This window comes from Aquimarina penaris (assembly GCF_040786285.1).
In the GTDB taxonomy this organism is placed as follows: Bacteria; Bacteroidota; Bacteroidia; order Flavobacteriales; family Flavobacteriaceae; genus Aquimarina.
In genome coordinates this window covers 44,138-58,918 of the sequence record NZ_JBFMKQ010000005.1, presented here as the reverse complement: position 1 = coordinate 58,918, position 14,781 = coordinate 44,138, and the positions used below count along the sequence as shown (strand labels likewise).

11 protein-coding genes are annotated in these 14,781 nt (G+C 33.4%); 6 read left to right on the top strand and 5 right to left on the bottom strand.

The genetic code is table 11. The features are described 5' to 3' along the window. Window positions 1-84 precede the first annotated feature (84 nt). The 5 genes from rlmF to ABW637_RS19800 all read left to right on the top strand — a co-directional run bounded on the left by rlmF (window position 85) and on the right by ABW637_RS19800 (window position 3,406). On the top strand, window positions 85-1,056 hold the full coding sequence (gene rlmF / locus ABW637_RS19820; RefSeq protein ID WP_367586465.1) for a 23S rRNA (adenine(1618)-N(6))-methyltransferase RlmF: 972 nt from the start codon (window positions 85-87) through the stop codon (window positions 1,054-1,056). A gap of 83 nt (window positions 1,057-1,139) precedes the next feature. Next, window positions 1,140-1,496, top strand: coding sequence for a DUF1801 domain-containing protein (locus ABW637_RS19815; protein ID WP_367586464.1), 357 nt, complete (start codon window positions 1,140-1,142; stop codon window positions 1,494-1,496). A gap of 148 nt (window positions 1,497-1,644) precedes the next feature. Beyond that, window positions 1,645-2,001 (top strand): nuclear transport factor 2 family protein, encoded by a 357-nt coding sequence (locus ABW637_RS19810; protein WP_367586463.1) that lies wholly within the window; start codon window positions 1,645-1,647, stop codon window positions 1,999-2,001. 5 nt (window positions 2,002-2,006) lie between these two features. Further along, the gene (locus tag ABW637_RS19805) at window positions 2,007-2,639 is read left to right on the top strand and encodes an HAD family hydrolase (protein ID WP_367586462.1); all 633 of its coding nucleotides are present in this window, start codon (window positions 2,007-2,009) and stop codon (window positions 2,637-2,639) included. A 308-nt stretch (window positions 2,640-2,947) separates the two neighbouring features. After that, entirely contained in the window at window positions 2,948-3,406 is a 459-nt protein-coding gene (locus ABW637_RS19800; protein ID WP_367586461.1) for a hypothetical protein, read from the top strand. A 36-nt stretch (window positions 3,407-3,442) separates the two neighbouring features. Here ABW637_RS19800 and ABW637_RS19795 read toward each other — a convergent pair whose 3' ends face one another. From ABW637_RS19795 to ABW637_RS19785, 3 genes are all read right to left on the bottom strand, one after another. Further along, window positions 3,443-5,404, bottom strand: coding sequence for an AIM24 family protein (locus ABW637_RS19795; protein ID WP_367586460.1), 1,962 nt, complete (start codon window positions 5,402-5,404; stop codon window positions 3,443-3,445). A gap of 114 nt (window positions 5,405-5,518) precedes the next feature. Continuing rightward, complete coding sequence (locus ABW637_RS19790; RefSeq protein ID WP_367586459.1) at window positions 5,519-6,991, bottom strand: SMODS domain-containing nucleotidyltransferase; 1,473 nt, start codon at window positions 6,989-6,991, stop codon at window positions 5,519-5,521. An 872-nt stretch (window positions 6,992-7,863) separates the two neighbouring features. After that, entirely contained in the window at window positions 7,864-10,722 is a 2,859-nt protein-coding gene (locus tag ABW637_RS19785; protein WP_367586458.1) for an endonuclease, read from the bottom strand. Between the two features lie 368 nt (window positions 10,723-11,090). Here ABW637_RS19785 and ABW637_RS19780 point away from each other — a divergent pair, with 368 nt between their 5' ends. Next, window positions 11,091-11,276 carry a hypothetical protein gene (locus ABW637_RS19780; RefSeq protein WP_367586457.1) on the top strand — a complete coding sequence of 62 codons (186 nt, stop codon included), beginning with the start codon at window positions 11,091-11,093 and terminating at the stop codon, window positions 11,274-11,276. Between the two features lie 59 nt (window positions 11,277-11,335). On the opposite strand, the gene ABW637_RS19775 is transcribed toward ABW637_RS19780, so the two are convergent. Continuing rightward, window positions 11,336-12,520, bottom strand: coding sequence for an acetate/propionate family kinase (locus ABW637_RS19775; RefSeq protein WP_367586456.1), 1,185 nt, complete (start codon window positions 12,518-12,520; stop codon window positions 11,336-11,338). A 15-nt stretch (window positions 12,521-12,535) separates the two neighbouring features. Continuing rightward, window positions 12,536-14,629: a phosphate acetyltransferase gene (pta, locus tag ABW637_RS19770; protein WP_367586455.1), complete on the bottom strand. Its 2,094-nt coding sequence runs from the start codon at window positions 14,627-14,629 to the stop codon at window positions 12,536-12,538. Window positions 14,630-14,781: the final 152 nt, after the last annotated feature.

Below are 14,781 nucleotides of genomic sequence, written 5' to 3'. Positions count from 1 at the left end.
CATGTAATTTTTCGTTTGAAGTGGAAAGAAAATTAGAAATGAATTTAGTTACCATTATCTTTGAAAAATTCCTAAAGTTAAATCATGCTATCAAAAAAAAATCAACAAGAAAAAAGTAGGTTACATCCTCGAAACAAAAACCGAGAACGATATGATTTAAGCGCATTAATAGAAGTTAATCCCGAATTAAAGAATTACCTAAAGCCTAATAAACATGGCGAAAACTCTGTTGATTTTTCAAATCCAGTGGCCGTAAAAACTCTCAACAAAGCATTACTCAACCATTATTATGGTATAAAAAACTGGGAATTCCCTGATGAGAATTTATGTCCGCCAATACCCGGGAGAGCAGATTACATTCATCATATTGCTGATGTATTACGTGAAAGCAATTTTGGCAGAATTCCCGAAGGAGATAAAATTACTTGTTTTGATGTTGGCATGGGTGCAAACTGTATTTATCCAATACTTGGAGTTACAGAATACGGCTGGAAATTTATTGGGTCTGATATTGATCAAAAATCGATTGCTTCGGCGCAACATATTGTCAATTCTAATGTATCGCTTAAAGGTAAGATTGAGTGTAGATTACAAGAGAATTCCAAAAACATTTTTCGTGGAATCATAGACCAAAAAGATAAAATTGATATCTCTATTTGTAATCCTCCTTTTCATTCTTCGGCTGAAGATGCTCAAAAAGGAACTCGAAGAAAAATTAAGAATTTATCAGGAAAAAAAGTAAAAACACCTCAACTTAATTTTGCGGGAATAAGTAATGAACTCATATATGAAGGAGGAGAATTTAAGTTCATCACCAATATGATCACACAAAGTAAAGAATTTGCCAAAAACTGTTATTGGTTTTCAACTTTGGTGTCAAAACAATCGAATTTAAAAGGAATATATCAATTGCTAGAGAAATTTAAAGCTAAACAGATTAAAACCATTCCTATGGGAACCGGAAATAAGTCTACTCGAATTGTAGCCTGGACATTTCTTTCTGCCGAAGAACAGAAAGAATGGAAAAAAACCAGATGGAAAACTAAATCAAAATAAATTTTATAGAGGTTCATGATTTTTATCCACCCAGGACCATACAATAACAGGATATTACAAGTATAAAAACATCAACAACAATAATGAATATTTCAGATAATTTCTATTTTGAGAAGCAAGAACCCAATAAGAGTTGTTTATTGACCATGCGCAGTATTCTTCTTAATTATGACAAAGAAATTACCGAAACACGAAAATATGGAATGCCTTGTTTTTGCTATAAAGAAAAAATATTCTGTTACTTATGGGTAGATAAAAAAAGTGATGAGCCCTATTTTCTTATGGTGGCAGGAAAACACCTTCACCACCCTCAGTTAGAAACAGGTAATCGATCTCGAATGAAAATTTTTAGAGTGGATCCTAACAAAGATTTACCAATCGCTACAATCAATTTGATTATGAACGAAGCATTGGAGGTATACAAAAATGGAGCTATTTAATATTTAAAATCAGTAAACCACCTCGGGGCAAACCCGCGAGGCATTGGTTGGAAAATAATTTTGATTTCGAGGCAAGCCTCGGAGCATTTAAATCTCGATTATCGAGTAAAAGTATTTGATCAATAAAAACTGAAAAAATAATGTCACAATGGATTCAAAAGCATTAGTAAAAAATTGGTTCGACAAATGGGAAAAAGGGGATTTCTTAGACTTACCTATATCAGATAGTTTTAAGCACACAAGCCCCTTTGGTACAATAGAAGGAAGAAGTGCATATACAGATTTAGTAGAAGCGAATAAAGATAAATTTTTAGGGTATCACTTCGATATACATGATGAAATTTATAATAATGATAGCGCTTGTGTTCGTTATACTGCGACTCAGGGCGATTTTGTTTTAGATGTGAGTGAATGGTACATTTTTAAAAATAATTTGATTGAAGAGATTATAGCGTATTATCACATTGGTGAGATTCGTGAAGATCGAAAACTTACTAACCCATAAGCCAAATGGACAAATTGCTGATTTTTGATCTAGACGATACGATATTTGAAACAAAAACCATGGGAAAGGGATCAATGGAACCGATTTTAGGAAAATTTGAGATCATATCTATACAAAAGTACAGTACCACTACCACTCGCAAAATAATAGCAGAATTATGGAAATATCCATTTGATTTTGTAGCAAATAAGTATGAATTTGGAAATCAATTAATAAAAGAGTTTTCAGATTTAATTAATGAAACAGACTACTCATTAGATATCAAACCGTTTAAAGACTTTGAGCATATCAAAAAAATCACATCCGATAAAATATTGGTAACTACGGGGTTTCCTAAGTTACAAAAGGCTAAAATCGAATCTTTAAGAATCACGCAAGAATTTTCTGATATATACATTGATAATGTACTTGATCCCAATAGAATTTTTAAAAAAGGAATATTCGAAAAAATCCTCTCTCAAAAATGTGTTGATCAAAAATCTGTATTTATCATTGGCGACAATACCGAATCAGAAATTAAAGCGGGGTATGAACTTGGGCTAAATACAATTCAGGTATCCAAATTAGGGCAGAAAAAATCTAAATATTCAAATTACAATATCTCAAACTATAGTGAGTTATTAGAAATAATAAACTAAAAGAACCCGTTGTGCATTTAGGAAAATAATTACAAGAAAAGCGTCAATTCGAGTATTTTGCATAATGACCTCTCGACTTCGCTCGAGATGACAGAAGACAAAATGCCCGCCTGCCGGATGGGTAGGTATCGAGAATAGCTTTTTTTAACCAATAATCCTATTCTCGATACACTTCTCCTAAAGTCGAAGCACTCGAATTGACGGAGTTTGGTTAAAAAATATCTAAATGCACAACGGGTTAAAAGAGTTTCTTTGTAGGTGTCAAAAAACACCTTTTAATCTGTACATTGTAATTAAATTGAAGAAATATGAAACATTCATTAATTATCGGTCTTATCTTATTTTTTATTTCAGGAAACATCTTTGGCCAGTATCTAAAAGAGCAAGAATGTGCTACTTTATCTAGTTTATCAAGTGTTGAAGATCTGCCAGAGCTTGAAACTTTTTTAGAGGCAAGAGGTTTTTTAAAAGTTAAAGAAGAACATAATAAATACATATTCTATAACTGGAAAAAAACAGATGGTTTTTATTATGGTGTAAGAATCAATAAAAACTCTAGACAAGTTACTTATTTGACCAATGATCAAAAATATGTTTTACGAATGCTATCCAGGTTTATGGTTGATTATTCAAACATAAAATCCGAAAAACAGGGAGAAAATAAAACGCTTCATATTTTTGAATCTAAAACCAGTACAATAGCTGTTATGCTGGACACCTCAAAAGATTCGGAAACACATCTACTGTATGCCGTAAATAAGTCATAAAACTAGTATACGACTTGCTTAAATTATGTGTTGATTTTATACTGGCAATAAAAAATTCTTAATAAACCGAACTATCCCATTTTTAGAAGGACCTTTAACGTCTGCATCTATAAGGATTAAGTCATCTTCTTTCTTTTTGAGATAGATTCCGCTCATAAACACATCAATTAGATTTAACTCTGATTCTACATTAAAACGTGTGTTTTTTTGCCAGGCTAATATCCTACTTGTCGCAATACTTGCATTGGCATTAACATGACCCGCTGTTATTGGTTCTCCTTTGGTTAGTAAAATTAATTTTCCCGGTCCTTTTGCTGTGGTAAATATCAACCGGCCAAATAGTAGAGAGGTTAGCCTAAGACTTACTACTGCCGAAATCTTAATCCCTTCACTCATACCCACAAAATTCTTAAAATGAAATACAACCTCCTCTCCTTCTTTGATATCCCATTCAACAAATTCATGACTACCCATCGCTTTAAAATGAACGGCTTCTGATCTCGACTTCATAACCACTTTATTCATAGCATAATTTCTGGTGAATATTCTTACCAAAACCGCAGCTTTCCATTGAGGTAAAGAGAACTTAGGTGCCCTACCGCTCGGCTCAAAGGAGCGCGAGATAAAATAGTTTTCTTTTGTCGATACAGGATCGATCGTATATTGATTTCCAGATTCATGTAGTTTTCCTTTAGAGGTATTGCTATCAGATTCTAACAACGTTACATAATTTTCGTCATCTGATGAAAAAGCAACTCTAGAGAATACATATAAAAAACTCTTCAGTATTAAAAACCCAAAAGCGATATCCAAAAGAAGATTGATAAACAATATGGTATCAAAGGTTGATTGAATAGTAAATTTGAGCTTTTCTATAATAGTATCTATTTCTTCTCGCATTAAACCATTAACGCTATCTGTAGAACCTTCTACTCCATCTTGAATATCTTTAGCCGATTTCTTAACTTCTCCTACCAAAACACCTCTCATTTCGTTTCGTTGGGCTATATATGATGTATTGATACTCCTTTTTGCACTGTTTTTTGCCTGACACGGAAAATTGAGTTTGCCCCAAAAGCCACAATCTTCTTCTTTAAAAACAGGTGCCATCTCTGGTAAAGAAGGTCTAAAAATACCTTTAAATACATCATCGACCTGGGTAGGCATATCATCGGTCTTACTTCTTACAATACCAACGATCTGTTTATTCCCTTTTTCAATGGCTTCGTGCATGCAAATTACCTCAGCTTCTATAGAAAACTCAAGATCATTTTCGAATTGACCTCTTTTATATTTTCTACTTTCATTCGTAGACATGATAAAAGTCTTATCATAAAGCTGATCAATTGAAGCCTTATTCATTTTAGTATTGAATATAGCTGCCGGTATGATAAAAATTAATAACGGAGACCAATACAGAAAAGATTTCAAAGTAAGAATTCCGGTTCTTTTGAATCCCGTTTGTTTAAAAATCGTAATGTTTTGCTTGATCGCCAGGTATAAAAATCGAACAAGAATCGTATAGGTTAGAAACAAAATTAAATGCTGGATATCCAGTAAAATCCAAATCAATAAAAGTGTAATGAAAAAAGGTATAGAACGTAGTTTTCCTTTCACTATAAAATAAATAAATGCGATTTTATAGCATAAGAAATGAAGAGTACTAATTAGTGTTTGGTATTTTTCAAGAGAAATCTCTTCTGAGCCCAGCAACAAATGTATATATGCTGCAAAAAAAGCTGGTAACAGACCCAAAATCCGATAATAGTTTTTACCGCCCATCATTAAAATTAACCCCACAGGGATAAGGTACAACGGTATAGAGTATAGCAATCCAACCTCTTCATGAATACGGAATTTGGCTATAGAAAAACCGAAAACTGCAAAAAGTGAAAAATCTTCAACCGCTGGTAGAATTCCTATTAATACAATGAGCAAAAAAATATGAGTAGGCCCCTCTTTTACAAGGCGCTGTTTTAGCCGTTTAGAATTGTACATCTAAAGAGATTTGTGTTGGTTATTACTATACAAGATAAGTAATTAGGATTAAATCTTTTTGCAAACAACTAAGCTAAAGGTCTAGAACAACATAATTGCGATCTTTACTTTACTTTAGTTTCTATAATTAACGGCTTGTTGTACATGATTCTCAATGCTAAATTTATTCTCTTTCCATTTTGGTATTCTTAGTTTTGATGATTCAATTGTTGAAACTTCATTTTTTATATCCAAATTCTTATGTAATTCTTGGGTGGCTTTGTAATAATTCTTGCTTACGTGTACCGAGGCTCCTTTATATAAGCCTTGTAATTTTGAAACTATCTTATGCTTCCTTTTTTGCAATACAGCAATATCAATATCATTGTATTTTAAATCCTTCAATGATTGTTTAATTTTTTTCTGAATATTGATTGCTAGTTTTGCAGAAACTTTATGTTTTAGCATTATTCTAACCTGATTTGATTTTCTATAAATCAAACTAGTTATAAAGAGAAGTATCGATACTGTAAATAAAGCTAATCCAAGCTTAAAATTTTTAGTATACTCCATAACCAAAAGTGTAGTAGGTATCATTATTGCAGAAAAGATCTGAAGAATTGTAAGCATTATCCTTCTTCTGTTAATAATATTCATGCACTCCTTTTGGGCTTTATAGGTACTAGAAATACTATCGTTTAATGTTTTAAGTTGATTTTCTATGGGTACTGACTCAGGAAATTCTGTACCAAATACCTCTTTCCATTTTTGTATCGCCAACCAATGTTCATGGTTCCTAGAAAATAGAATTGCACTTTCTGCTTTATAATGTGCCATTATGGCCTTATATCTAAAATTTAATGCATTGGGTATAATTAAAACACCTCCAATAGATTTCCATTCTTTTTTTGATGGTTTCTGATCCATTAAGAATTTAAAAAAGTCCTTACACATCAGGTCAAAATAAGAATATGGTTTATCCCTATACTCCCATGACATTAAAAACTCATATGCCAATGTATCAATAAGAATATCTTTAATAGGAACATTACAGCGTTTTTTCCACATTTTCATCATTCTGCATAGTTTTTTAAGGTTATGATTTGTAGCAATGTTCCCTATTTTTATTGCTTCTTTCTCTTTTCGAAAGTTTTTAACCCTCCAACTACCTCCCTTACGTGGATCTGCATAAACATGTTCATTATCTTTCTTAAAAAAAACTGGAGCTATACTAAAACTCATTTTGTCAAAAAAGCAGACTTTAATTCCAAATTCATCATGCACCAATGATGTATTAGGATATATCGTAGCAATTGACCTTCTCACATCCTCTAAGAACAAAAACTGACCGTTTTTAGGTTTTTTAGAATATTCCTCTTGCAAACGATATGGCATTTCAAAAATCATCTCGATTTTATCTATGTCATTGTTTGCGGTTTCTCTACCATAACAACCGACAAAAATACCGCCATAGTTTGTATTTATATTCCAAAAATCATTATTAAGCTTTTTACAGATAGAATTGTAGCGTAAAGAAATTATAGACTGCGTTTTTGCAGAAATCTTTAAGTCCTCACAAAACTGATTAAAATTTATTGATATGCTCATTCTCTTTTTCTTATTTTCCAATTACACATTTTTTTTATTGGTAATCAAGACAGACAAAGTCTTAGGGTATCATGTGATATATAAAAATCTATAATAGTACTTTGTTATTGAGTACAGAAATCGATTATCACAATAGATAAAACTCTTGTCATCATGATTCGCAGAATGAGATAATGTTTACGTTATACTAAATGGATCAAAAATCCATTTTTTAAGCCTTACAATACAATTTAATATATTGCAAAAATTGAAAAGTTTTAAGAGTAGCCCTTGATTGTGTAGTTTAGTCGTCTATACGACCGATGTAGAAATAGTATTTTTTTATCATACGCATTTTTTTAAGTTACAAAGTCTTTATTAATAATGACTTACATTTCATTTTTATAAATTTACAAAGCAGGATATAATTTTATTTACGGTAAAACCATAATTAAGATATGGTTTAAATCCCAATCCTCGTGAAACCCTAGAAAAAACAGTAAACAAACGATAAGAAATAGATTACAAAAAAAATAAACGCTTACGGCTTTCCATAATTTCATCAAAAAAACAGTGTATTTCATCGTAAAATACAAGTACTAAAATTGTATTTTTGTTAAATAAAAATCAAAAAAAATTATTGTTTTCATTAAAAAACGTCAAATATCTGTTAAAAAACCATAATAGTGGTAATTAATTAACGTAATTAAAATACGGTTATCTTTCGATTTAGTAAACTACCTCGGGGTAAGCTCTCGAGGCATTGGTTGGAAAATAATTTTGATTTCGAGGCAAGCCTCAGAGCATTTAAATCTCGATTATCGAGTAAAAGAAAAACCATCAAAACAAAAGCCTTGATGGTTTATATTATAGTATGATCTATAGATTATTTCTTACTCAATAATTATTTTTTTAGACGCTGTACGTCCGTTATCACTAATTTCTAAAATATACATCCCAGCTTGCATTCTATCCAATGCTATTTGACTTCTGGTAGTTTTACCAGATTTCACAATACTTCCATGTAAGTTTATTAATTTAAAATTCACTTCTCGATTGTCTGTTGCACCTATACTAATAAATTCTGAAGCTGGATTTGGAAAAACTCTTGCCGAATATACTTTAGCTTCATTACCAAGCTCTCCATCAATATGCACAGTATTCTTAATTGCTCTTACCGATGATGCTCCAATGTTAACCGAGTAATCCTCTACTTCTCCATAGCCAAATGTTTCGCAAGAAGTGGGAGCCCCATTCCATTTCATAGAAACTCGCATTCTTGTATTTCCCGCTTGAGCAGTAGATGGAACAGTAAAACTATAGGATAAATTACCAGAATTCGATGTAGAACCCGTTACTACCTTCTCTGAACTCTCAAAACTTCCATTCTTATTAAAATCAATCCAAACGCCCCAGTTTTCGGTATACGATGAACTCACAAAACCTATACTTAAGACAATTGTATTAGATCCATAAGGAAGATTTGCTACTTGGGACGTAAAATCACCATACCCCCCATTGGCTGCTGTAGCATTAGAGATCTCCCCTATGCCTACATAATCAATAAATTCGTAGCTCACTGTATTCCCTTTTGAAGAACAATATGTAAGCACTATATCCTGGGTCGTAACATTAATCAAATTACTGAAAGCAGAAATGTTTCCTGAGGCATCATATGCATTTACTTCAAATGTATATGTAGTACCAGGTGTTAAACCAGAAATATCATATGTAGTACCTGAAGTTGCTACTATAAAAGTTCCGTTTTGATACACATTATACCCCGCTACACTTACATTATCTGTAGAAGCTGACCAAGAAAGACGAGCTGTTGTTTCTCCTACATTTGAAGCTGTTAAATTTGCCGGTACCGTAGGAGCTTGAGTATCTGATGAAACTGCTGTCGTTACATTTAGAGAATTACTTAATACCGAAGTATTTCCTGCTGCATCGTATGCATTCACGGTAAAAGTATACGTTGTTCCTGCACTTAAACCAGAAACATCATAAGAAGTACCCGAAGTGGCTACTATAAAAGTTCCGTTTTGATACACGTTATAACCTGCAAGCTCTGTATTATCTGTAGAAGCTGACCAAGAAAGACGAGCTGTTGTTTCTCCCACATTCGAGGCTGCTAAATTTGCAGGTACCGTAGGAGCTGTTGTATCTGTATTACCTCCTCCTCCATTGAAAGTATGGTTTCCCAAGTCATTAAAAGTGTTTTGCGAATACGAGTCCCACTCAGTTGTTGTATATGTTGTAGAAGGTGAAGATATGCTCGCTTTTCTCCTTAAAGTAACATCTTTAGCAAAATTTGACGAACCGCCGTTAAAAGTTCCGATAATATCAATCAAAACACCATTCTTAAAAAGCCCAACAGGGTCATTACCATTAAAACTCATTGCCGATGACCCCGAGGTAAGATCAGCAACATTTGTGATGGAAGTAGAAGCAGATCCATTTGCTACAACATAAACATCTCCATTAACAATTGTTCCAGAAAGATTTAATGCGGTTGACCATGATCCAGAGCCGTTAGTTTGCCTTTTTATTGAATATCCCGAAAGATTAACAGAGCCTCCGGTGAAATTTCCTATTTCTAAAGCTTTGTTATTTGAAGAGCCTTCTATATACTCCGAAAAGAATAATTCTGTTGCCGCTCCCCCACCAGAAGTATTATCTTGAGTAGTTACATTAACAGCAGTACTTGCTGCAGATACATTACCTGATCCATCTCTGGCTTTTACAGTAAATGTATAACTAGTATTTCCCGTTAAACCTGTCACAGTATAACTTAGAGAAGTAGCAGTCCCTATAAATCCACCATTTTGGTATACAAAATATCCTGTTACTCCTACATTATCTGTCGATGCATTCCAGGATAATGTAGTAGAAGTTTCGGTAGTATTGCTTGCTGTTAGGTTAGTTGGCACACTAGGAGCAATAGTATCTGTACCTCCTCCACCTGTGTTTCCAAATCTATCTTCGGCTTGTGGGCCACCCCAAATTTGCGTAGCAAAAGCAGGATTATCGATAAATGGATTTCTATTCCCTTGGATATTCTCTAATATGGGATTTCGTTGTAATTCTAATTGGGATACCGGATCTTCCGCATTCCATTCTAAAAACAATTGAAGCATATTGCCGTCACTGGCAGCAGTGGCTCCAACACCAACATTAATAGGTAAAGTTCTGTTTCCATAACGAATATACATGTACATCATCATTCGAGCGACGTCTCCTTTAAACTCGTCCCCAGGATACCAGTGTCCTTGAGCTGTAGCCCCAGAGTTTCCTGATCCGTCTGCAAATTTTCTGCTACCTCGTGATGAATTTCGCTGAACATCGGCTGGTCTTAAGTGATGAGCATCTGCGCCTGCCCCTTCTGTACCAAGGTTTGGGTTACCTAAAGATTTTGGATACACATGCTCTCGGTTCCAATCGGTAGATCCACCTCCATTATTATTTACTCCCCGTGTTCTATCGGTAGTTGAATTTCCGTCGGTATCATTATACCCATAGATTAAAACAACCTTTGATGCATTTGTGGGATCTAAATCGCTCTGTTTTAATGCATCCCAAACCCCTGGCGTGTAGGTAAGAAACGTTACATGCGTATTGGTAACCTTGGCTCCCAATTCATTTTTTAAAGCATTTCCCGATACATTGAGATTAACATCATTGTAATATGTTGGTATCTGACTATAGCCAATAGCAGAAATTACCAACATTAATAGTAGTAATTTTTTCATTGTGTTGTTGTGAGTTAGTCTATTCGTTAGTTTAAATATAACTGAGTCGAAGCTAAAATTATTTTATTAAACTTACTAGTATCCTATGTTACCTTATGGTTATGTAGTATGTTGATAATGTATGATTTAACTAAAAAAATATAGATAAACAACTTATTATCAATTAGTTATACAATTTAACACTTGTTAATAAGTTATTTCTTACAACAGGTATCAGAATTATACTTCATTATATAAATTCATCATAAAAAAAGAGAAATAGTGAACTGATAAAACCAAAACAAAACCACATTTCTTTTGCGGTTTTTAAGTATTTGATTTACAGTATTTTGAGCTATATTTAGATACCATCTTAAATATATTACACAATGAAAAAAATCTTAAACTTAACTGGAGTTCAAAAACTAAGTAAAGAGCAACAAAAACAAGTTAGAGGAGCATCTTTTAGAGCAACATGTTGCCCATCTGGTAGCGGTTGTCTTATTAGTTGGGGAGGGCAAAGTTTCTGCGAACCTGGCTACTGCGACCGATGGGGACGTTGTATTTTTGCTTAATACAAAAGAGTATAACAAAACAAACAGAAGACAAACCAAAAAGTTTGTCTTTTGTTATATTATGACAATAATTCAAAAGATTGTTTAGCAATCTCTAGTTCTTCATCTGTAGGAATTACCAAGATTTTTACTTTTGATGATAATGCTCCTATATTCCTAATTTCTTTAGATCGGGTACTATTCTTTTCTTTATCTAACTGAATACCTAAAAACTCTTGATCCTCGCATACTAAACGTCTAATAACATCTGAGTTTTCTCCTATTCCCGCTGTAAAAACAATAGCATCTAAACCATTCATTATCGCTGCATAAGAGCCAATAAACTTTTTGATACGATAGGCATTCATTTTTAGAGCTAATCTGCAATCCGAATTTCCTTTTTCAGCTTCGGCCTCTATATCTCGAAGGTCGCTAAAACCAGTAAGTCCCAACATTCCACTTTCTTTTTGTAAAAGTGTATTCACCTCATCTAAAGTATACCCCAAAGAGTTGACCAAATAGAAAATCACCGCAGGATCAATATCACCAGAGCGTGTTCCCATAATCAATCCATTCATCGGAGCAAACCCTAAAGTATGATCTATACTTTTACCATTTTTTACTGCTGTCATACTACAACCATTGCCTAAATGAATTGTGATGATTTTAGATGTTGATTTTCCTAAAAACTCGATTGCCTTTTCTGAAACATATTTATGGCTTGTACCATGAAAACCATATACCCGAATATTATTTTCATCTAAAAACTTATTCGGTATTGCATATTTGTGAGCTTCAACAGGAATAGTTTGATGAAAAGCAGTATCAAACACTGCTACTTGCTTTGCTTCTGTAAAAATTTGCTCTGCCACTAAAATACCTTCTAAATTTGGCGGATTATGTAATGGTGCCAAAGCTGAGAGTTTTTCAATTTTTTTCTTTACCTCTTCTGTAATTTCTACAGTTTGTGCAAAGGTACTCCCCCCGTGCACTACACGATGACCAACCGCATGGATTTCTGAAGCAGATTGGAGTACTCCAACTTTAGTATCCAAAAGGTATCGGGCTATCAATTGCAAACCATCCCGATGCGTTTTGATGATCTCAATTTTCTCTATTTTTTCTTGATCAGATGTATACTTGATTTTGGCATTTTCTAAACCGATACGTTCTACAAGACCTGAGCAAATTACTCTTGCATCTGGCATAGAAAATAATTGAAACTTTATAGAAGAGCTTCCTGAGTTTAATATTAATATCTGCATATCCCTTTTTTTGTTTTATAATCCCTGTGCCTGAATTGCTGTAATAATAACTGTATTATACACATCGTCTACAGTACAACCACGACTTAAATCATTAACAGGTTTATTTAATCCTTGTAACATAGGTCCAATTGCCAATGCACCAGTTTCTCGTTGTACAGCTTTGTATGTATTGTTCCCGGTATTTAAATCGGGGAATATTAAAACACTGGCTTGTCCGGCCACTTCAGAATCAGGTAGTTTACTTTGCCCAACCTTAATATCTACAGCGGCATCATACTGTATTGGTCCTTCAATCTTAAGGTCCGGTTGCTTTTCTTTAACTATGGCTGTGGCTGCTCTAACAATTTCTACATCAGCTCCTTTACCCGACGTTCCCGAAGAGTATGATAGCATTGCTACTTTAGGCTCTATTCCGAAAGCTAAAGCAGATTTTGAAGAAGAAATTGCGATTTCTGCCAGTTCTTCAGCATTTGGATTCGGATTGATGGCACAATCACCAAATACAGAAACTCTATCCTCTAAACACATAAAAAATACCGAGGAAACTACTTTTATTCCAGGTTTGGTCTTGATAAATTGCAATGCCGGTCTAATGGTATGTTGCGTAGTATGAACAGCTCCAGAAACCATTCCATCTGCGTGACCTTTATAAATCATCATAGTACCAAAATAAGAGACATCTGCCATCATATCTTTAGCCATATCAAGATTTACATTTTTGTGTTTACGCAGTTCATAGAACGTTTGCACATAATCATCATAATGGGGAGATTCTGTAGGAAAAATAATATTTACTTTACTAAAATCAATAGGTATATCCAGCTTTACGGCTTTGCTCTTTATTTTCTTTTCATCACCAATTAAAGTAATATCAACAACATTTGACGCTAATAGTCTAGATGTAGCTCTTATGATTCTTTCATCTGTTCCTTCGGGAAGAACAATGTGTTTTTTATGTTTTAATGCTCGTTTCAACAAGTTATATTGAAACATTCGAGGTGTAAGTCCTTCAGATTTAAAGGTGATTAATCGATCTGCAAGGTGATTTTCATCAACATATTTTTCAAATGTACTTATTGAAGTAGTTATCTTTTGTAGGTTATCTACATATATCTTCGATTTGATGGCTCCAATTTGATTTGTAATTGAAAACGTTCCGCTTGGGACTGATATAATTGGAAACGATATTGAAACCCCTTCGATCAATTTGAGTATAGACTTCTCCGGGATAATTCCTCCAGTAAGTATTATTCCAGAGATTTTTGGGTAATTATCCGATATATTTGCTTGTAGAACACCAAGAATAATATCGGCACGATCTCCCGGAGTGACCACCAGGCTATTATCTTTAAGATGTGTTAGATAATTACGTAATTGCATTGCACCTACTCCAAAACTACCTGCTTGATTATTTAAATACTCTTTACCAAATAAGATAGTTCCTCCCAGTTCTCCAACAATTTCTTTTATTGTGGGATTAATTAAAGTATTGACTTTGGGTATAATTATTCTCTCAACTCCGTTTTCAAAATCTTTATCAAATAAAGTATTCAATTTCCCCTCACAGCCTGGAGTTACCTTATTAGCGACCATTGCTAAAACCTCTACATCTTTGCTACTAAAAGTATCGAAAGCCAGTTTTAAATTCCCTACAATTTCTTTATTTTTCTTATCAATACCACTGGCAACTATTATAGCGGGAATACCCAGGTTTTTGGCAATTATTATATTGATATCAAATTCAATGATACTCCCCTCATCAGAAAAATCAGTACCTTCTACCAGTATAAAATCAAACTTTTCTTCAAGGCTTTTGTATTTTCTAATAATACCATCTATTACTTCTCCCGATTTTCCTTGATTATACTTTTGAAGAACTTCACTCCTGGTATAGGCGTAGGCATTTTTGAAATTAATATCTAATTCGAAATGAGATATTACAGTATTGATATGATTATCAACTTCTCCTTCTTTTGGATCATCAATAATGGGTCTAAAATATCCTACTCGGGCAATTTTACCCAGTAACATACTCATCATACCTAAAACTACAATAGATTTACCACTATTAGGCTCAATAGTAGCAATATATACGGCTTTACTCATGTGGTTAAATTTGGTTGACACAAAGATACATTAATACAGCTTTACCGTAAAATTATTAAGGAATAAAACTACCTTGTAAAGTGCATATATAATATTAATCATTCCTTTTTAATTTCAATAAAAAAAGGTCTAGAAAAATTCTAAACCTTTTA